The organism is Rhodococcus sp. IEGM 1406 (assembly GCF_030056745.1).
Classification (GTDB): Bacteria; Actinomycetota; Actinomycetes; order Mycobacteriales; family Mycobacteriaceae; genus Rhodococcus_F; species Rhodococcus_F erythropolis.
Window position 1 is genome coordinate 1 of the sequence record NZ_JASHKO010000002.1, and the last position, 19,116, is coordinate 19,116.

Annotated in this window: 18 protein-coding genes, 1 tRNA gene and 1 rRNA gene; 19 read left to right on the top strand and 1 reads right to left on the bottom strand. The window is 63.1% G+C overall.

Translation table 11 applies throughout. From position 1 onward, the window contains the following. Nucleotides 1-166: 166 nt before the first annotated feature. From rrf to QM596_RS09585, 19 genes are all read left to right on the top strand, one after another. Nucleotides 167-283, top strand: a 5S ribosomal RNA gene (gene rrf / locus QM596_RS09495). Between the two features lie 61 nt (nucleotides 284-344). Next, nucleotides 345-1,286, top strand: a complete 942-nt coding sequence (locus QM596_RS09500) for a tetratricopeptide repeat protein (protein WP_073513327.1) — start codon at nucleotides 345-347, stop codon at nucleotides 1,284-1,286. Beyond that, entirely contained in the window at nucleotides 1,283-2,266 is a 984-nt protein-coding gene (locus tag QM596_RS09505; protein WP_283308801.1) for an HAD-IIA family hydrolase, read from the top strand. The genes QM596_RS09500 and QM596_RS09505 overlap by 4 nt, the downstream gene beginning before the upstream one ends. Before the next feature lie 76 nt (nucleotides 2,267-2,342). Then, entirely contained in the window at nucleotides 2,343-2,585 is a 243-nt protein-coding gene (locus tag QM596_RS09510; RefSeq protein ID WP_019748595.1) for a hypothetical protein, read from the top strand. A 1-nt stretch (nucleotide 2,586) separates the two neighbouring features. Then, a complete protein-coding gene (locus tag QM596_RS09515) occupies nucleotides 2,587-3,444 on the top strand; it encodes a TlyA family RNA methyltransferase (RefSeq protein ID WP_020907870.1) in 858 nt (285 codons plus the stop codon). Continuing rightward, entirely contained in the window at nucleotides 3,441-4,388 is a 948-nt protein-coding gene (locus QM596_RS09520; protein ID WP_019748593.1) for an NAD kinase, read from the top strand. Before QM596_RS09515 ends, QM596_RS09520 begins: the two co-directional genes overlap by 4 nt. A gap of 2 nt (nucleotides 4,389-4,390) precedes the next feature. Next, on the top strand, nucleotides 4,391-6,169 hold the full coding sequence (recN, locus tag QM596_RS09525; RefSeq protein WP_283308802.1) for a DNA repair protein RecN: 1,779 nt from the start codon (nucleotides 4,391-4,393) through the stop codon (nucleotides 6,167-6,169). An 86-nt stretch (nucleotides 6,170-6,255) separates the two neighbouring features. After that, a complete protein-coding gene (gene steA, locus QM596_RS09530; protein ID WP_020907868.1) occupies nucleotides 6,256-7,440 on the top strand; it encodes a putative cytokinetic ring protein SteA in 1,185 nt (394 codons plus the stop codon). Further along, complete coding sequence (locus QM596_RS09535; RefSeq protein WP_283308804.1) at nucleotides 7,437-8,390, top strand: copper transporter; 954 nt, start codon at nucleotides 7,437-7,439, stop codon at nucleotides 8,388-8,390. Before steA ends, QM596_RS09535 begins: the two co-directional genes overlap by 4 nt. A gap of 156 nt (nucleotides 8,391-8,546) precedes the next feature. After that, nucleotides 8,547-10,307, top strand: a complete 1,761-nt coding sequence (pyrG, locus tag QM596_RS09540) for a CTP synthase (RefSeq protein ID WP_283308805.1) — start codon at nucleotides 8,547-8,549, stop codon at nucleotides 10,305-10,307. A 6-nt stretch (nucleotides 10,308-10,313) separates the two neighbouring features. Beyond that, a complete protein-coding gene (locus QM596_RS09545; RefSeq protein WP_283308806.1) occupies nucleotides 10,314-10,946 on the top strand; it encodes an NUDIX domain-containing protein in 633 nt (210 codons plus the stop codon). A 1-nt stretch (nucleotide 10,947) separates the two neighbouring features. Then, nucleotides 10,948-11,871, top strand: a complete 924-nt coding sequence (gene xerD, locus QM596_RS09550) for a site-specific tyrosine recombinase XerD (RefSeq protein WP_020907866.1) — start codon at nucleotides 10,948-10,950, stop codon at nucleotides 11,869-11,871. 143 nt (nucleotides 11,872-12,014) lie between these two features. After that, nucleotides 12,015-13,028 carry a ParA family protein gene (locus QM596_RS09555; protein WP_020969711.1) on the top strand — a complete coding sequence of 338 codons (1,014 nt, stop codon included), beginning with the start codon at nucleotides 12,015-12,017 and terminating at the stop codon, nucleotides 13,026-13,028. After that, nucleotides 13,028-13,900, top strand: a complete 873-nt coding sequence (locus tag QM596_RS09560; RefSeq protein WP_019748586.1) for a segregation and condensation protein A — start codon at nucleotides 13,028-13,030, stop codon at nucleotides 13,898-13,900. Before QM596_RS09555 ends, QM596_RS09560 begins: the two co-directional genes overlap by 1 nt. Then, the gene (scpB, locus tag QM596_RS09565; RefSeq protein WP_229757153.1) at nucleotides 13,897-14,625 is read left to right on the top strand and encodes an SMC-Scp complex subunit ScpB; all 729 of its coding nucleotides are present in this window, start codon (nucleotides 13,897-13,899) and stop codon (nucleotides 14,623-14,625) included. The genes QM596_RS09560 and scpB overlap by 4 nt, the downstream gene beginning before the upstream one ends. Before the next feature lie 77 nt (nucleotides 14,626-14,702). Further along, entirely contained in the window at nucleotides 14,703-16,148 is a 1,446-nt protein-coding gene (locus QM596_RS09570) for a pseudouridine synthase (protein WP_080910933.1), read from the top strand. An 11-nt stretch (nucleotides 16,149-16,159) separates the two neighbouring features. Then, nucleotides 16,160-16,840 (top strand): (d)CMP kinase, encoded by a 681-nt coding sequence (gene cmk, locus QM596_RS09575; RefSeq protein ID WP_029255443.1) that lies wholly within the window; start codon nucleotides 16,160-16,162, stop codon nucleotides 16,838-16,840. Next, nucleotides 16,837-18,264: a ribosome biogenesis GTPase Der gene (gene der, locus QM596_RS09580; protein WP_019748583.1), complete on the top strand. Its 1,428-nt coding sequence runs from the start codon at nucleotides 16,837-16,839 to the stop codon at nucleotides 18,262-18,264. The genes cmk and der overlap by 4 nt, the downstream gene beginning before the upstream one ends. A gap of 102 nt (nucleotides 18,265-18,366) precedes the next feature. Continuing rightward, nucleotides 18,367-18,440: transfer RNA gene (locus QM596_RS09585), tRNA-Pro, on the top strand. Between the two features lie 61 nt (nucleotides 18,441-18,501). Here QM596_RS09585 and QM596_RS09590 read toward each other — a convergent pair. Continuing rightward, nucleotides 18,502-18,663 (bottom strand): hypothetical protein, encoded by a 162-nt coding sequence (locus QM596_RS09590; protein ID WP_283308809.1) that lies wholly within the window; start codon nucleotides 18,661-18,663, stop codon nucleotides 18,502-18,504. Between the last annotated feature and the right edge of the window lie 453 nt (nucleotides 18,664-19,116).

Here is a 19,116-nt window from a genome sequence, read left to right on the forward strand (position 1 = left end):
TACCACAAAGAAGCTACGCGTCCACTGTGCGGTATCTGAAACAACACACAGATACTGATGAGAAACTCTGTTTTCTCCGTCATCCATCCACCCGGTAACGGGTTCGGGTTGGTGCACGGTGAAACCAGGTGATCAGAAGTTGGTTACTGTGACAGTTTCATAGAGTTACGGCGGTCATAGCGAAGGGGAAACGCCCGGTCCCATTCCGAACCCGGAAGCTAAGCCCTTCAGCGCCGATGGTACTGCACTCGACAGGGTGTGGGAGAGTAGGACACCGCCGAACACCCGTTAACCGAAAGGGGACCCAACATATTGGGTCCCCTTTCGTGCGTTGTATGAGAGGAATGACTGTGTCGGAGAATGGCGACGAGCGTCGGTCCTTCCGTGGGGGAGGAGCGCCTCGATCAGGTGGCCCCCGTCGTGACAACGACGGGCGTGGATCACGCGGCGCTGCAGGCGGAGACCGCCGCGGTGGTGCCGGAGACAACAACCGTGGCGGTGCTGGAAACAGTAACCGTGGCGGCGGATTCAACGGCGGACAGCGTCGCGGCGGCGAGGGTGGGTTCACCCCTCGTGGACGCGACGGTGACCGCAACCGTCAGCAAGCACGACCTGACGAACCGGATTTGCCCGACAACGTAGAGCCCACCGAGTTGGATCCGGCCGTTCGTCGGGATCTGCTCAGCCTCGACAAGGACAACGCCAACACAGTTGCGCGTCACCTGGTCATGGCAGGCAAGCTTGTCGACGAAGACCCGGAACTTGCACTGCTCCACGCTCGTGCTGCTCGTCAGCGCGCCGGCCGAATTGCGGTCGTTCGTGAAGCTGCTGGAATCACCGCGTACCACGCCGGTGAATGGGCTGAAGCTCTCTCCGAGCTTCGTGCTGCCCGTCGAATGGCTGGTGGACCGGGTCTGATCGCTGTCATGGCCGACTGCGAACGCGGTTTGGGTCGACCCGAACGCGCCATCGAGCTCGGCCGTAGCGACGAGGCTGCCCTGCTTTCCGGCGACGAGGCTTCGGAGTTGAGGATCGTGGTCGCCGGCGCCCGCATGGATCTCGGTCAGTTCGATCAGGCAGTTGTCACACTGCAGACCAAGGATCTGGACGCAGCGCGTACCGGTGAAGCGGCGGCTCGGCTTTTCTATGCGTACGCTGATGCCCTCGTTGCAGCAGGTCGTGTCGAAGACGGATTGAAGTGGTTCCTCAATGCTGCAGCTGCAGACCTCGAGGGTGACACGGATGCTGAAGAACGGGTGGCCGAGTTGACCGGAGAAGATCAGTGACCGTGCTTCGTACTCAGTACGACGTACTTTTGCTCGATCTCGACGGCACGCTGTACGCCGGAGCTCATGCGATTCCCGGCACCCAGGCTGCGTTGGGTCAGGGTACGCAGGCTTTGTACTACGTGACCAACAATGCGAGTCGCTCGCCTTCGGCAGTGTCCGCGCATCTGACCGAACTCGGTTTCGATTCCGAAGACGATCGCGTGGTCACCAGTTCTCAGACGGCGGTGCGTCTGTTGGCTGAGCGTCTCGAACCCGGTGCCGCTGTACTCGTCGTCGGTACCGATGCATTGGCCGACGAGGTGACGCGCGTCGGGTTGCTTCCGGTGCGCGAATTCGCGGATTCCCCGGTTGCAGTCGTCCAAGGACATTCGACGGAGACCAACTGGTCGATCCTCGCCGAGGCATGCTTGGCGATCAGGGCCGGGGCGCTGTGGGTGGCTGCAAACCTGGACACCACACTGCCGTCGGAACGAGGTTTGGTGCTCGGCAACGGCTCGATGGTGGCGGCTCTGCGCGCCGCCACGAGGCAGGAACCCTTGGTGGCAGGCAAGCCTGCTGCTCCGCTGATGGAGGATGCGCTTGCACGCAGTGGGTGCTCGAGTCCACTGGTCGTCGGTGATCGCTTGGACACTGATATCGAAGGCGCACATGCTGTTTCGATCGACTCACTGTTGGTACTAACCGGTGTGAGCACGCCGGGCGACGTACTGCGGGCTCCGATTGAGCAGCGCCCCACCTACATTGCAGCAACTCTGGATTCGCTCAATCAGCCGGCCGTCGAATCGCTGGTCGGTGCGGACTCCAAGTGGTCTGTATCCGTGAACGGGTCGGCACTGGTCGTCGATGGCCCGGTTGTCGGGGACGAAATGTCACTTCTACGTGCGGTTGCGCCTGTCGCATGGGCTAATCCGTCGTTCCAGACGCTGGAAGCGTCGGATGCCGTCGTGGCGGATCTGTTTGCTTCCTGGCTGGTCTAATTTCTCGCATATGTGTTCGACTCGCGGGGGTGCGGGTGTATGCGCAACCGAGAGTCATGCACTAACGTTGTGCCCGATGAGCACGCCGACACCGCACCCCGGAAACTCGAGCAACGGATCACCGCTGCCCGGGTCACGCCCTACCGTCGATCCGGAACGAATACGTTCTGACGTCGACGGTTTGCTGGCACGCCTCGGCGGCATCGAACACGATCCGAACGATCATCACGGAGCAGGTGTGATTCCGCAGAAGGCACATATTTTGGAACAGGCACACGAGGTGCTCGTCCAGGCACTCGCCTCTGTGGACAGGGCTTGACGTGGCACGTAGAGCACGGGTGGACGCCGAATTGGTCCGTCGCGGTCTGGCACGATCGAGAGATCATGCGCAAGAACTGATCTCCGCGGGCCGAGTTCTCATTTCCGGAGCCGTTGCGACCAAGCCCGCGACGGCGATCGAAGCCGGAACGCCGCTTCGGGTCGTCGAGGTGGAGCAGGAAGTCTCGTGGGCGTCGCGCGGTGCTCACAAACTGATCGGTGCCCTTGACGCCTTCGGTACCGAAGGATTGACGGTCGAAGGTCGCCGGTGCCTCGACGCCGGCGCTTCCACCGGCGGGTTCACGGACGTTCTGCTGACACGCGGTGCGAAGGAAGTTGTCGCCGTCGACGTCGGTTACGGCCAATTGGTGTGGCGCCTGCAGTCCGACGACCGAGTGCATGTCATCGACCGAACCAATGTTCGCGCTATCGATGCCGAGACGATCGGCGGAACTGTCGATCTCGTTGTCGCGGACCTGTCGTTTATCTCTCTCAAACTGGTACTCGGGGCGTTTGTCGCCTGTACCGCTGACGGCGCGGACCTGGTTCCGATGGTCAAGCCTCAGTTCGAGGTGGGCAAGGACCGCGTCGGTGCCGGTGGCGTCGTACGAGATCCGGAATTGCGAATCTCCGCTGTGCTCGACGTGTCGGAGGCTGCTGCAAAGGTGGGTCTGCGGACGTTAGGTGTCGTGGCCAGCCCATTGCCCGGTCCGTCGGGAAATGTCGAGTATTTCCTGTGGCTTCGAAAGACGGGTACATCCGGCGACGAAGAGACGGATACCGACGCCGAGACGAACACCGAGGGAATTCCTACGGTGGAGGACATGATTCGCAAGGCTGTAGAGGAAGGGCCCCAGTGAACGCGGTCACGAACGGCGAGTCGCGCGAGATCCTTCTTGTCGCACACCCTGGTCGACGTGACATCACGGAAACTGCCAAGCGGGTCGGGAAGATCTTCGAGCGCGCGGGAATCGGACTGCGAGTCCTCGTCGACGAAGCAGACAGCTCGCGCATCGAAGCAATGACGGAACCCGAGGGTTTCTCTGCGCCGGGTCTCGACGTCACGGTTGTTCATCCCGGCCCTGATGCTGCCGTTGGATGCGAGTTGGTACTTGTTCTCGGTGGCGACGGCACGTTTCTGCGCGCCGCCGAACTCGCTCAAGAAGCGTCCATTCCGGTACTGGGCATCAACCTCGGACGGATCGGATTTCTGGCAGAGACCGAGGCCGAGCATCTCGACGAGGCTCTCGCACAGGTAGTTCGCAAGGAATATCGCGTCGAGTCCCGTATGACACTCGACGTCGTGATTCGGGTGGACGACGAGATCATCGACCGCGGGTGGGCGCTCAACGAGGCCAGTATCGAGAACCGTTCGCGTCTGGGAGTTCTCGAAGTTGTCCTCGAAGTCGACGGCAGACCGGTGTCCGCGTTCGGTTGCGACGGTGTTCTCGTGTCCACTCCCACAGGCTCGACCGCTTATGCATTTTCCGCAGGCGGCCCCGTCGTGTGGCCCGAACTCGAAGCGTTGCTCGTCGTACCCAGCAACGCGCACGCGCTGTTCGCGCGGCCGTTGGTCACCAGCCCTAATTCGATCATCGCGGTGGAGACCGTCGCCGGTAGCCACGACGGCCTGGTCTTCTGCGACGGCCGTCGTACCTTGGAACTGCCTGCCGGCGCTCGCGTCGAGATCGTTCGCGGCGCTACTCCCGTCAAGTGGGTCCGGTTGGACTCTGCGCCTTTCGCTGATCGGATGGTTCGCAAGTTCGAGCTTCCGGTTACCGGATGGCGAGGAAGGAAGCCTTAATCGTGCTCGCAGAGATCCGAATCGACAGTCTTGGTGTGATCTCCGAGGCCAGCGCCCAGTTTCACGAGGGCCTGACCGTCCTGACCGGTGAAACCGGCGCAGGTAAAACGATGGTCGTCACCAGCTTGCACCTCCTCAGCGGAGCGCGAGCGGATGCCGGTCGAGTGCGGTTGGGCGCGTCGCGGGCCGTTGTCGAAGGACGATTCATCGCCGACGACGTCTCGCCGGCCACCGAGCGTGAGATCGTCCGAATCCTGGAATCGTCCGGCGCCGAGCGCGACGAGGACGGGACCATCATCGCTGTTCGGACAGTCGGCAGCGATGGGCGGTCACGGGCTCATCTCGGCGGACGAAGCGTGCCGGCGGGAGTTCTCTCCGAATTCACGGACCCACTTCTGACTGTCCACGGACAGAACGATCAGCTGCGATTGCTTCGTCCCGACCAGCAACGCAACGCGCTGGACCGCTTCGGGGACAAGGCAATCGGAACGCTGCTGACGAGGTACCGCAAACACCGTCGTGAGTGGCTCGATGCTCGTTCGGAATTGATCGAGCGCACGTCGAAGGCTCGTGAACTGGCGCAAGAAGCAGATCAGTTGACCTTCGCGCTCAACGAAATCGACAGCGTGGCACCCGAGCCCGGCGAGGACACGGCGATCGTTGCCGAAGTTCGTCGACTCAGTGAACTCGATTCGCTCCGCTCCGCTGCCGAAGAGGCGCACGCTGCGCTCGCCGGTAATGACGACATGGCAAGCGGCGACGTCGGTGTCATGCCGGCGCTAGACCTGATGTCCGAAGCGAGGGCGCGCATCGAGTCGGTCACCGACGCCGATCTGGATGGCCTCGGTTCCCGGTTGGCCGACGCTATTGCCGTCGTCACCGACGTTGCCGGTGACCTGAACACCTACCTGTCCGGGCTGCCCGCAGACCCGGGTGCTCTGGACTCTTTGTTGTCGCGGCAATCGGAACTGAAGACTCTGACTCGCAAGTACGCCGCCGATGTCGACGGTGTTCTCGAATGGGCAGATACTGCTCGCGCTCGTCTATCCAAACTCGACGTGTCCTCGGATGCGTTGTCACTGTTGGCCAAGCAGGTCGAGGAGACGGCTGGCCTGACCGCGGAAGCCGCTACCAAGCTGAGCGCCGCGCGAGTCAAGGCGGCGGCAAAGCTCGCCAAAGCCGTCAGCGCGGAACTCGCCGGTCTGGCGATGGGACGTGCGGGCCTCGAAGTGACTGTGCGTTCGCAGCCTGCCGGCCCGCAGGACTCGGCGCCGCTCAGTGTCGGGGGAGTAGACCTGCATGCCGGGTCTGCCGGCGTCGACGAGGTGGAATTTCGCCTGTCCGCGCACAGTGGGGCACCTTCACTTCCGATCAGCAAGAGCGCTTCCGGTGGCGAGCTGTCACGCGTCATGCTGGCGCTCGAGGTTGTTCTCGCTGGTAGCGACACCGGTGCGACGATGGTTTTCGACGAGGTGGACGCGGGGGTCGGTGGCCGCGCTGCTGTCGAGATCGGCCGCCGATTGGCGAAACTTGCTCGCACGCATCAGGTTATCGTTGTCACCCACCTTCCGCAGGTTGCTGCGTTTGCCGACACCCACCTCGTGGTGGACAAGGTCGACGACAAAGGCGGAGTGGTGAGCAGTGGCGTGCGGACCTTGTCGGATTCGGATCGGGTGGTCGAATTGGCCCGTATGTTGGCAGGGCTGGACGACACCGAAACCGGTCGTGCGCACGCCGAAGAACTGCTCGAGATCGCGAATGCGGCCCGCGTCACAGATTGAAGGTTCTGTGGTGTTGGTGTGACTGATGTGGTAGTTGTCGGCGCGCCTCCACCGGTCAACGCGGTTTCAGGTTCATCATCGAAGCCATGAAGATGCCCGGATTGCTCTCACGTAACACCGAATCCTTGCCTGGGATCAGTGGCATCGCCAGGGCCGATCGGAACACGGCGAAGCTTCTGCGCCGTGTCGGTCCTGGAGACATCGTGATCCTCGACGAAATCGACATCGATCGCCGGACCGCCGATGCTCTGGTGAAAGCCGGAGTCATGGCCGTGGTCAACGCGTCGCCGTCGATTTCGGGGCGGTACCCCAACCTCGGACCGGAAGTGATCGTCGCCAACGACATCGTTCTGATCGATGCCGTCGACGGTGATGTCTTCAAGAACATCAAGGACGGCAGCAAGATCCGCCTGCACGAGGGCGAGATCTTCAACGGCGAGAAGAGCCTCGTCAAGGGTGAAGAGCAGACCGAGGCCGAAATATCCGACCGGATGATCGAGGCCAAGACCGGCCTGGTCGATCACTTGGAAGCGTTCTCGGGTAACACCATCGAGTTCATCCGCACCGAAAGCCCGTTGCTCATCGACGGAATCGGTGTTCCGGACATCGATATCGACTTGAAGGACCGCCATGTCGTGGTCGTCTCCGACGGCCCCGAACGCGAGACCGATCTGAAGAACCTCAAGCCCTTCATCAAGGAGTATTCGCCGATCCTGATCGGTGTCGGCGCAGGTGCGGACGTGTTGAGCAAGGCCGGATACCGCCCCGATCTGATCGTGGGCGACCCGGAGGAAATCACCAGTTCCACGCTCAAGTCCGGCGCGGAAGTTGTTCTGCCTGCAGACCAGGACGGTCATGCGGCGGGGCTTTCCCGAATCCAGGATCTCGGTATCGGGGCGATGACGTTCCCGGCGACCTGCTCACCGACCGACCTTGCGCTGCTGCTTGCCGATCACCACGGAGCTTCACTGATCGTGACGGTCGGCAACGTGGTGTCCTTGGACGAGTTCTTCGACCGTGGGCGTCGTGAAAGCAATCCGTCGGCGTTCATGACACGGCTCAAGGTTGGACCGAAACTGGTCGACGCCAAGGCCGTCGCAACTCTGTATCGAAGTCGAGTGTCCGGCGGCGCGATCGCGCTCCTAGTGCTCGCCGCCCTGGTGGCAGTGATCGTCGCCCTGGTCGTGTCCAATGCCGGTAGTGAAGTTCTCGACTGGGCAATCGCAACGTGGAACAGCTTCGCGCTGTGGGTTCAGGGGCTCTTCAAGTGATTTCGATGCGTCAACATGCAATTTCCATAGCGGCAATCTTCCTGGCACTCGCGATCGGCGTGGTGCTCGGTTCCGGAATGCTGTCGAGTGGATTGCTGTCCGGTCTGCGTGACGACAAGGCGGACCTGCAGAACGAGATCGAAGACCTCAATCAACAGTCCAATCAGCTTCAGCAGCAACTCAATTCCGCGGACGGCTTCGATGCCGCTGTCGGCGGTCGCGTCGTGCGTGACAATCTCGCTGGTCGCACCGTCGTCGTCATTACAGCACCGGACGCGGATCCCAGTGATCTCGACGGTGTCAACCGACTCGTCACTGCCGCCGGCGGCGCCGTGACCGGACGCGTCTCGCTCACCGATTCGTTTGTCGACGCCACCGGTGGTGACCGTTTGCGGACCGTCGTCACCAATGTCATCCCTGCGGGGATCACCCTCAAGACCGGTGCGGTCGATCAGGGCAGTCTCGCAGGTGATCTGCTCGGTTCGGTTCTGCTTCTCAACGGGCAGAACAGCGAACCGCAGAGCACTCCGGACGAGATGAATCTCGCGCTCGACTCGTTGCGTAGCGCCGGTTTCATCAGCTACGACGACGGAGCGGTCAAGCCGGCTCAGCTCGCGGTGGTTCTTACCGGCGACAACAAGAGTGAATCCGACGCAGCCACGGGTAACCGCGGCGCCGTCATCGCCCGGTTTGCCGGTGCTCTCGACGGACGCGGCGCAGGAACGATTCTCGCGGGCCGGCCTGGCTCGGCCGAGGGCAGTGGTCCGGTTGCCGTCGCGCGTGCGGACGCGGCGCTCTCAGCGGGCTTGACGACCATCGACAACATCGACCGGGAATCGGGCAAGATCACGACGCCGTTGGCACTTCAGGAACAGTTGAACGGCGGCGCCGGCCGCTACGGCACGGGACCGGGAGCGGCGGCGGTTACCGTCGGCGCACCCACCAACTGAACACCCCGGTATTGATACGCCGGTCACATCGGGGGCGGAAAGTCGGCGCGTTGTAGGCACCGACCCCCGATAGGTGTTACCGTGAAATCCCGTGGGTCGGCAGGCCCCAGCATGCTTCATCAGACCAAGCCCTGCACAGTCGTCACGGGAGCCCCTTTGCCACAGTCACGCACTAACACGCGTACCGCCACCAAGCACATCTTCGTCAGCGGAGGTGTAGCTTCCTCGCTCGGCAAAGGTTTGACCGCCTCGAGCCTGGGACAGTTGTTGACCGCGCGGGGAATGCGCGTGACCATGCAGAAGCTCGATCCCTATCTCAATGTGGATCCGGGCACCATGAACCCCTTCCAGCACGGCGAGGTCTTCGTCACCGAAGACGGTGCCGAGACCGACCTCGACGTCGGGCACTACGAGCGGTTCCTCGACCGTGACCTATCCGGTCAGGCGAACGTCACCACCGGCCAGGTGTACTCGACGGTCATCGCCAAGGAACGTCGTGGCGAGTACCTCGGTGACACCGTTCAGGTCATCCCGCACATCACCGATGAGATCAAGCGTCGCATCCTCGAGATGAGCGGCCCGGATCTGCAGGGACACCGCCCGGATGTCGTGATCACCGAAATCGGTGGAACCGTCGGCGACATCGAATCGCAGCCCTTCCTCGAAGCCGCTCGCCAGGTCCGCCACGACGTCGGCCGCGACAACGTCTTCTTCCTGCACGTCTCCCTCGTGCCGTACCTCGGCCCCTCCGGAGAACTCAAGACCAAGCCCACGCAGCACTCGGTTGCGTCGTTGCGCAGCATCGGCATTCAGCCCGACGCGCTGATCCTTCGTTGCGATCGTGACGTTCCGCAGGGCCTCAAGAACAAGATCGCGCTGATGTGCGACGTGGACGTCGACGCCTGCATTTCGACGCCCGACGCTCCCTCGATCTACGACATCCCGAAGGTTCTGCACCGTGAGGGCCTCGACGCCTACGTCGTTCGCCAGCTCGGTCTCCCGTTCCGCGACGTCGACTGGACCGTGTGGGGCAACCTCCTCGATCGTGTTCACCAGCCGCGTGAGACCGTGCGGGTCGCGTTGGTCGGCAAGTACGTCGACCTGCCCGACGCATACCTCTCCGTCACCGAGGCTCTGCGCGCCGGTGGATTTGCCAACCGGTCCAAGGTCGAGATCTCCTGGGTTCCGTCGGACGCCTGTGAGACCGAAGCCGGAGCGCAGGCCGCTCTCGGTGACGTCGACGGTGTTCTGATCCCGGGCGGCTTCGGCATCCGCGGCATCGAGGGCAAGCTCGGCGCGATCCGTTTCGCACGTGCACGCAAGCTGCCGCTGCTGGGTCTGTGTCTGGGTCTGCAGTGCGTCGTCATCGAAGCTGCTCGCAGCGTCGGCCTCGACGATGCCAACTCGGCCGAGTTCGAGCCGGACACCAAGCACCCGGTCATCTCCACGATGGCTGATCAGGAAGACGTCATCGCCGGTGACGCCGACCTCGGTGGCACAATGCGTCTGGGTGCTTACCCGGCCGTGCTGACCAAGGGTTCCGTCGTCGCTCAGGCCTACGGAACCGAGGACGTCTCCGAGCGTCACCGTCACCGCTACGAGGTCAACAACACGTACCGCGACCGGATTGCCAAGTCCGGCTTGCAGTTCAGCGGAACCTCGCCGGACGGTCACCTGGTCGAGTTCGTCGAGTACCCGCGTGAGCAGCATCCGTTCTTCGTTGCCACCCAGGCACACCCGGAGCTCAAGAGCCGCCCGACGCGCCCGCATCCGCTGTTCGCCGCCTTCGTCGAAGCAGCGTTGACGTACAAGCTCGAAGAGCGCCTGCCCGTCGACGTCCACGGTGACGAGAAGATCGACACCGCCGCCACCGAGACGGCACTCGACGCTGCAGCCGAGAACGTGGAAAAGGTCTAGCCACACATGAGCGATCCCGGTCGGCACGAATTCGACACCCTCGGCTCCAAGACGGTCTACACCGGCGCGATCATCGCGTTGCGCGTCGACACCGTTGCGATGCCTGGTGGTCAGCGTGCCGATCGGGAAGTCGTCGAGCATCACGGCGCCGTTGCCGTCGTGGCACTGGACGAGCGCGACAATCTTGTGCTGATTCACCAGTACCGTCACCCGCTCGGGCACCGGTTGTGGGAAATTCCTGCCGGTCTGCTCGACGCTCCGGGGGAGAGCCCGGTCGAGGCGGCAGCGCGTGAGCTGGGCGAAGAAACCGGACTCGGCGCCGATCGATGGTCGGTGCTGGTCGATGTAGCTCTCTCACCCGGGTTCACGGACGAGGCGGTTCGCGTCTTCCTCGCCGAGGGGCTGCACGAGGTGGAGCGCGACGATCCCGAACACGAAGAAGCCGATCTCGAGATTTCGCGAGTTCCGCTCGCCGACGCCGTCGACATGGCGCTGCGCGGTGACATCGTCAACGCTACCGCGGTATCGGGCATTCTCGCGATCGCTACCGCACGCTCGACGGGAAAGCCGCTACGCCCCGCCGACGCACCGTGGCCCGATCGTCCTCGCGCATTCGGAGAACGCAAGTCGCGAGCCTGAAGTGCTTGCCCGACAGGTGGACTCGTATCTCGACCATCTAGCGGTCGAGCGAGGATCTGCGCGCAACACTCTGCTTTCGTATCGCCGCGACCTGAATCGGTACGCGGAGTACCTGGACGGTCGCGGCATCGACGACGTCGCGGGCGTGACGGAGAACGACGTCACCGAATTCGTGACACATTTGCGCCTGGGTGACAAAGATGCCGGAGTCCTACCGTTGGCGGCCAGTTCGGCTGCGAGGACCCTGATCGCGGTCCGCGGATTCCACAAGTTCTCCGCCGCCGAGGGCCTGGTCGGTGTCGATGTGGCTCGTACGGTCAAGCCGCCGACGCCCGGACGCAAGCTGCCCAAGGCTCTGCCGCTCGACGACGTGATCGCCCTACTCGACGCTTCGGGTGGCGGGGCGGCCGGTGACGGGCCCCGCGACCTGAGGGATCGCGCTCTGCTCGAGCTTCTGTACTCGACCGGAGCACGCATCACCGAGGCGATCGATCTGGACGTCGACGACATCGACACCGAAACCCGTTCCGTGCTGCTCAAGGGCAAGGGCGGCAAGCAGCGGATCGTCCCCGTCGGCAGGCCGGCGATCGCCGCCGTAGACGCGTATCTCGTCCGCGGGCGCCCCAGCCTCGCGACGCGTGGTGTTCCTGCCCTCTTTCTCAACGCTCGCGGGGGACGCCTCTCGCGTCAGAGTGCATGGCAGATTCTTCAGGACGCGGCCGCGTCGGCCGGGATCAAGGCGGACGTCTCACCCCATACGCTCAGGCACTCGTTTGCCACACACCTGCTCGACGGCGGCGCGGACGTACGCGTCGTGCAGGAACTTCTCGGTCACGCTTCGGTAACCACGACGCAGATCTACACACTGGTCACCGTCACAGCGCTGCGCGAAGTGTGGGCTCAGGCACACCCACGCGCCCGTTAGGCGTTGGTTGGCTCATGCGTGTCTGCGAGACCATTCGGTGATGTAAGCGGTAGCGTTCAAGGAGCGCGAGCGGCCTCCACCGCAGTTTCGGGGGTTTGCCGGCGCCGAGAGCAACCGCCGAAAGAGTAGGGGAGCATCGGACCGTGTCGACATCGCAGCCACCAGCGGCGGAGTCCGCGCCGCCGCATGTCAATGCCCAACTCTTCGAGCGCGTGAACGAATCAGCACCAGCTGTACCCTCCGAACCAGAGGCGATGTTCGAAATAGATACGACGCCAGTAGCCTCGCCACCTGCGGAAACCCCTGCTGTTTCCACGGAAGAACTCGGTCCGACGGGCCGGCCGGTCCGCGAGGTACCCCAACCGACACCGTTGGCGCACCACGGACCCGCGATGATCATCGCGATGTGCAACCAGAAGGGCGGCGTCGGCAAGACGACGTCGACCATCAACCTGGGCGCGTCGTTGGCCGAATACGGTCGCCGAGTGCTCTTGGTGGATCTCGATCCCCAAGGAGCGTTGTCTGCTGGTCTGGGCGTTCAGCATCACGACCTGGAACTGACCGTCCACAATCTCCTGGTCGAACCGCGTGTATCCATCGACGACGTGTTGATGCGCACTCGGGTGGACGGTCTGGACCTGCTCCCCAGCAACATCGACCTTTCGGCCGCCGAGATTCAATTGGTCACCGAGGTCGGGCGTGAGCAGACTTTGGGGCGCGTGCTGCACCCGGTTCTCGATCGGTACGACTACGTGCTCATCGACTGCCAGCCGTCGCTTGGCCTGCTCACGGTGAATGCGCTGGCGTGCGCCGATTCGGTCATCATTCCGATGGAATGCGAGTACTTCAGCCTGCGCGGCCTGGCACTTCTCAACGACACCGTCGAAAAGGTGCACGACCGTCTCAATCCGAAGCTCGAGTTGGCCGGCATCGTCGTCACGATGTTCGACGCCCGGACCCTGCACGCTCGGGAGGTGATGGCGCGAGTGGTCGAGGTGTTCGGCGACGTCGTCTACGACACGGTGATCAACCGCACCGTTCGATTCCCCGAAACCAGCGTCGCCGGTGAGCCGATCACGACGTGGGCGCCGAAATCGGCTGGCGCCGAGGCATATCGAGCCTTGGCCCGCGAGGTCATTCACCGGTCTGGTCGTTAGTGGAACTGATTGCATCGCAAGAAGATCCGGTCGAAGTCGAGCCGGATTCGATCGATCCGAACGTCCCGACCGACGCTCAGACCGCAGCCAAGGCTGCCGGTTTCCGAGTCACTCTCCGGAACTTCGAAGGCCCGTTCGATCTGCTGTTGAACCTGATCAATCAACGGCAGCTCGACGTCACCGAAGTCGCCCTTCACACCGTCACGGACGATTTCATCGCGTACACCAAGGAACTCGGCAGTGCGATGGGCCTTGATCAGACGACGGAATTCCTGGTTGTCGCAGCTACGCTTCTGGATCTGAAAGCGGCCAGGTTGTTGCCCGCCGGGCAGGTCGAGGACGCGGAGGATCTGGCGCTTCTCGAAGCACGTGATCTTCTCTTCGCGAGACTGCTGCAGTACCGGGCGTACAAACAGGTTGCGGCGCTGTTCGGTGAGTTGGAGGAAGCAGCGCTGCGGCGCTATCCGCGCTCTGTTGCCGTCGAGGATCAGTTCACCGAACTCCTGCCCGAGGTGTTGTTGGGCGTCGACCCTCAGCGTTTTGCGGAGATCGCGGCGACGGTGTTCACACCGCGTCCGGTGCCGACAGTGGGCCTCGATCACCTCCATGTGTCCAATATCTCGATACCCGAACAGGCCGAGCGAATTCTCGAGTTGCTGCGCGAGCGAGGCATCGGGGAGTGGACACCATTCGGGGACCTCGTTGCCGAGTGCGAAATCACTGTCGAGATAGTGGCAAGGTTTCTCGCATTGCTCGAGCTGTATCGCCGGCAGGTCATCGTGTTCGAGCAACCCGAGGCCCTCGGACCGCTGATGGTGAGTTGGACCGGAGACGACCCGGCCGCGCCGGTCACAGAGGAGGACTACGGATGAATGCCGAACCGACGGAATCAGAGTCTTCGCAGCTAGACGAGATTATCGAGCCTACCGACGACGCCTCGGAGTCCGAAGAGTCTGCACCCGATTTCGACCTCGACGACGATCAACTCGACGCAGTGCTGGAGTCGCTTCTGCTTGTCGTGGATTCGCCGGCGGAAGTGAACCAACTCGCATCTGTCACCGGAACCGCGCCGGAGCGCGTCGAAGAACGCCTGACGTCGATGTCGGCCGCATTGACCGCTCGCGGCAGCGGAATGGACCTTCGCTACGCGGGCGACGGATGGCGTCTGTACACGCGACAAGAGTTTGCCCCGTACGTGGAAAAGCTGCTATTGGACGGCGCACGCACCAAATTGACCAGGGCGGCATTGGAAACTTTGGCCGTAGTCGCATACCGTCAACCGTTGACTCGTGCGCGGATCAGTGCGGTACGAGGCGTCAACGTGGACGGGGTGGTACGCACCCTCCTTGCCCGCGGACTGATCGCGGAAGCCGGGCCTGACCCGGACACCAACGCGACACGGTACTCCACGACCGAACTGTTCCTCGAACGGCTCGGCCTGGCCTCGCTCAGCGAGCTCCCGGAGTTGGCCCCGCTCTTGCCTGATGTCGATCTCATCGACGACATCAGCGAAAGCCTGGAATCCGATCCGCGATTTGCGAGAATGAACAAGGCAGACGTGCCCGCTGACGTAGTGGACACCGAAGTCGACGACTGACCGGAATTCCGGCGCTCGTCAGCACCGAGAAAGACCCGACCACGCTCGGGAAACAGTAGAAAACTGACAGGAAAAAAGTGAACAATCCCGCTCGCCGAGATGGCACACCGGACCGTAACAACTCCCGCGACAACCGCGGCGCACGCAGCGATGCACCCCGTGGTGGTCGCAGCGACGCCCCCCGCGGCGCACGTAGCGAAGCGCCCCGTGGTGGACGCAGCAACACTTCCCGCAGTACCTCCGGATACGACCGCAACGCCGGATCCGACCGTCCCCGCACGGACGACCGTCGCGGTGGATTCAATGATGACCGTCGCCCGCCGCGCAGCGATGACCGTCGCCCGCCGCGCAGCGATGACCGTCGCCCGCCGCGCAGCGACGACCGTCGCCCCGCACGTACGGACGACCGTCGTGGTGGCTACAACGACGATCGGCGCGGACCGCGCACTGACGACCGCCGCGGACCCCGCAGCGATGACCGCCGGACCCCCCACGTAGACGCCCGTCGGGCACCGCGCGGTGGCGCCGACCGTCGCAGTGACGATCAGCGAGGCGCACGCCCCGACGCTCCTCGTGGCGGCGCATGGTCGAACGCACCTCGTGGATCCAAGTTCGACGGACCTCCGCGCAAGCGCCCGGCAGCTCCCACACCGCCGGCGACCAACAAGCGTGGCAAGCCGAAGACCGAGAAGCCGCAGCGCGTGGTCTCTCAGAACCCGTTGGTGTCCAACGCCAAGCCGGCACGTCATCAGCACGCCGAGATCACCAAGCACGACGGCCCGCCGAAGGGCGACGGCGTCCGCTTGCAGAAGGTACTGGCTCAGGCCGGCGTCGCATCACGCCGTGCAGCTGAAGAACTGATCGACCAGGGTCGCGTCGAGGTCGACGGCCGCATCGTGGTCGAACAGGGTCTGCGTGTCGACCCCGAGAACGCAGTGGTTCGTGTCGACGGCGTCCGCGTCGTCGTGCAGAAGGACCTCGTCTACCTCGCGATGAACAAGCCGCGTGGCTGGCAGTGCACCATGTCCGACGATCTCGGTCGTCCGTGCGTCGGTGACATCGTCTCCGAGCGCGTTCAGTCGGGTCAGCGGCTCTTCCACGTCGGCCGTCTCGACGCCGACACCGAAGGCTTGCTCCTCTTCACCAACGACGGCGACTTGGCTCACCGCCTGATGCACCCGTCGTTCGAGGTTCCGAAGACGTACCTCGCCACGGTTCACGGCGTTGTCGAGCGCAGCACCGGCAAGCAGCTGCGTGACGGTGTCACTCTCGATGACGGTCCGGCCAAGGTGGACGCCTTCACCGTGCTCGAGATCAACGAGGGCAAGACGCTCGTCAAGCTCGTACTGCACGAGGGCCGTAAGCACATCGTGCGTCGCCTCCTCGATGCCGTCGGTCACCCCGTTGTCCGTCTGGTTCGCACCAACGTCGGAGTTGTCGCTCTCGGCGATCAGCGTCCGGGAACGCAGCGCGTCCTCGGACGTAGCGAGGTCGGTGGACTGTACGAGGCGGTCGGCCTGTGACCGATTCGTCCATGCCGCTGGTAGTCGCTATGGACGGACCGTCCGGAACCGGCAAGTCCAGCGTCTCTCGCGCGTTGGCGCAGCGTTTGGGTGCTCGCTACCTCGACACTGGAGCCATCTACCGGATCGCGACCCTGCACGTGCTTCGTCAGGGAATCGATCTGGCTGATTCCGCCGCGATCACCGCTGCCGTTGCGGCATTGCCGTGGTCCATCGGTACCGATCCAAGCAGTGAGCAGGTGCATCTCGACGGCGCGGACGTCAGTGAGGAGATCCGCGGCGACGCGGTCACCAAGGCTGTCTCCGCGGTCTCGGCTGTGCCCGAGGTTCGCGACCTGCTGGTCGCCACTCAGCGTGAGTTGGCGGCCGGTGCGGAGCGGATCGTCGTGGAAGGTCGCGACATCGGAACCGTCGTACTCCCCGATGCAGACGTCAAGATCTTCTTGACCGCATCGGCGGAAACCCGTGCGGCACGGCGCAATACGCAGAACGTCGGCCAAGGCCGTGAAGACAATTACGAAGCGGTGCTGGCTGATGTGCAGCGCCGTGACCATCTCGATTCGACTCGGGCAGTGTCGCCGTTGCGCCCTGCCGAGGATTCCATCCTGGTGGATACGAGCGAATTGGGAATTGAAGATGTGATCGCCAAGTTGCTGTTGGTGGTCAGCGACAGAACTGGAGCAGTGCAGTGAGCGACGATCTGGTAACCGAATATGCCGGTGACGGAACTTGGTCCGAGGAATCGGAGTGGGATTACGCCGATCTCGAAGCGGACGGCGAAGGCGAAGCGCACATTGCCGTCCCGACCTTGGCTGTTGTCGGTCGACCGAACGTCGGCAAGTCGACGCTCGTCAACCGCATCATCGGCCGTCGTGAAGCGGTAGTCGAGGACATCCCCGGCGTTACCCGTGACCGCGTCTCGTACGAGGCGAACTGGGCCGGACGACGCTTCCTCGTCCAGGACACCGGCGGATGGGAACCCGACGCAAAGGGTCTTCAGCAGGCCGTTGCCCGTCAGGCCGAATTGGCCATGGGAACGGCTGACGCCATTCTCCTGGTGGTCGACGCCGTTGTCGGCGCTACGACGACGGACGAAGCTGTCGCTCGAGTGCTTCGCCGCTCGAAGACTCCGGTCATCCTCGTTGCCAACAAGGTGGACGACGGACGCACCGAGTCCGAGGTTGCAGCGCTGTGGTCTTTGGGCCTCGGTCAGCCGTACTCAGTGAGTGCGACGCACGGCCGCGGTACCGGCGACCTGCTCGACGAGGTTCTGGAGAAGCTGCCGGAGACCCCGCGTGAAGGTATTCCCGGCGGCGGTCCGCGTCGTGTTGCTCTCGTCGGAAAGCCGAACGTCGGAAAGTCCAGCTTGCTCAACAAGCTGTCCGGTGACGAGCGGTCCGTCGTGCACAATGTTGCCGGCACCACCGTCGACCCGGTCGACTCGATCGTCGAACTCGGCGGGCGCCCTTGGCGTTTCGTCGACACGGCTGGTCTGCGCAAGCGCGTCAGCCATGCCAGCGGCGCGGAGTTCTATGCGTCGCTGCGTACGAAGAGTGCAATCGAGGCCGCTGAGGTCGCGATCCTGCTCATCGACGCACACGAGCCGATCACCGAGCAGGACCTCCGTGTTCTGAGCATGGTGGCCGACACGGGTCGTGCATTGGTGATCGCATTCAACAAGTGGGACCTCGTGGACGAGGACCGTCGACTCATGCTGGACAAGGAAGTGGACCGCGATCTGGTCCGCGTTCCGTGGGCTCAGCGAGTCAACATCTCCGCCCACACCGGTCGCGCCGTGGCGAAGCTCGTGCCGGCTCTCGACACGGCTCTGGAGTCCTGGGACAAGCGCATCCCCACGGGTCGCCTGAACACCTGGCTCAAGGAAGTTGTGGCAGCAACACCGCCGCCAATGCGTGGTGGTCGCCTGCCTCGCATCATGTTCGCGACTCAGGCAAGCACACGCCCGCCGACATTCGTTCTCTTCACCACGGGCTTCCTCGAGGCCGGCTACCGCCGCTTCATCGAGCGGCGTCTGCGTGAAGAGTTCAACTTCGACGGCAGTCCGATCCGCGTATCCGTACGAGTGCGAGAGAAGCGTGACCGTAAGGGCCGCTGATTCTGCGTCCAATTCGGTACCGAAAAGGCTCTGACCAGCCGATTGGTACTTCGGCCCGTCCCTGATGTAATCTTTCCAAGCGCCCGAAACAAGGGCGTGGGACGGGCTGTGGCGCAGCTTGGTAGCGCACTTGACTGGGGGTCAAGTGGTCGCAGGTTCAAATCCTGTCAGCCCGACCGAAGTTAGATCAAAAAGGCAGTTTCTCAGAAATGAGAAACTGCCTTTTTTGTATGTGCCTCACAGGTTCGGCAACGGATCTCGTGGGAAGTCCTGCGGTGACGTGAGCTCCGCGTCGGCAGCATTCACGACTGCAACATATTCTTCGTTGATCTCGTACGTAATGCCCGCCGCAGTGAAGTGCGGTGTGGATGCAGTATCGACCGGGCTGAGAACGGTCATTCTCGGAAACTGGGTGAGGATCGACCTCGGCACTTTTCTGGACCGAAAGCTCGTCGAGAAGACGGTGATCGCCTTTCGGCTCACTACGACAATCACACTCGGTTTCGCGCTCATCAGAACGTCCGCTGGAAATACGTACCGGATCTCGTCATCTGGATCCAAGTAAGACCGAAGGCGCTCGCGAACATCCGCAGAAACCGGCATGGGCGGAAGGTTAGCAGCACGAGCACAAGAGCTTGCAAAGTTCGTGGTGTCGACCGGCCGATAAACCGAGTATTTCTGCGGCGCTTATCCACCGTCTGGCGATTTTGCTCGTATTTCCCGGCGATGGAGCGGGCGCTGGACGTTACCAATGTCAAGTCGACATTGACCTTGCTGTCCGGTCATCAGACGCTGGAGGCGGTACGGCGGTGGTCGAGTCAATGGCCGGCTTCAGTCCGGTGCTCGGAGCGG

Bases quoted from the DNA above. Each gene is read 5' to 3' on its own strand.
- QM596_RS09500 (WP_073513327.1), top strand. From the start codon at position 345: ATGACTGTGTCGGAGAATGGCGACGAGCGTCGGTCCTTCCGTGGGGGA.
- QM596_RS09510 (WP_019748595.1), top strand. From the start codon at position 2,343: ATGAGCACGCCGACACCGCACCCCGGAAACTCGAGCAACGGATCACCG.
- steA (WP_020907868.1), top strand. From the start codon at position 6,256: ATGAAGATGCCCGGATTGCTCTCACGTAACACCGAATCCTTGCCTGGG.
- QM596_RS09545 (WP_283308806.1), top strand. From the start codon at position 10,314: ATGAGCGATCCCGGTCGGCACGAATTCGACACCCTCGGCTCCAAGACG.
- scpB (WP_229757153.1), top strand. From the start codon at position 13,897: ATGAATGCCGAACCGACGGAATCAGAGTCTTCGCAGCTAGACGAGATT.
- cmk (WP_029255443.1), top strand. From the start codon at position 16,160: ATGCCGCTGGTAGTCGCTATGGACGGACCGTCCGGAACCGGCAAGTCC.
- QM596_RS09590 (WP_283308809.1), bottom strand. From the start codon at position 18,663: ATGACCGTTCTCAGCCCGGTCGATACTGCATCCACACCGCACTTCACT.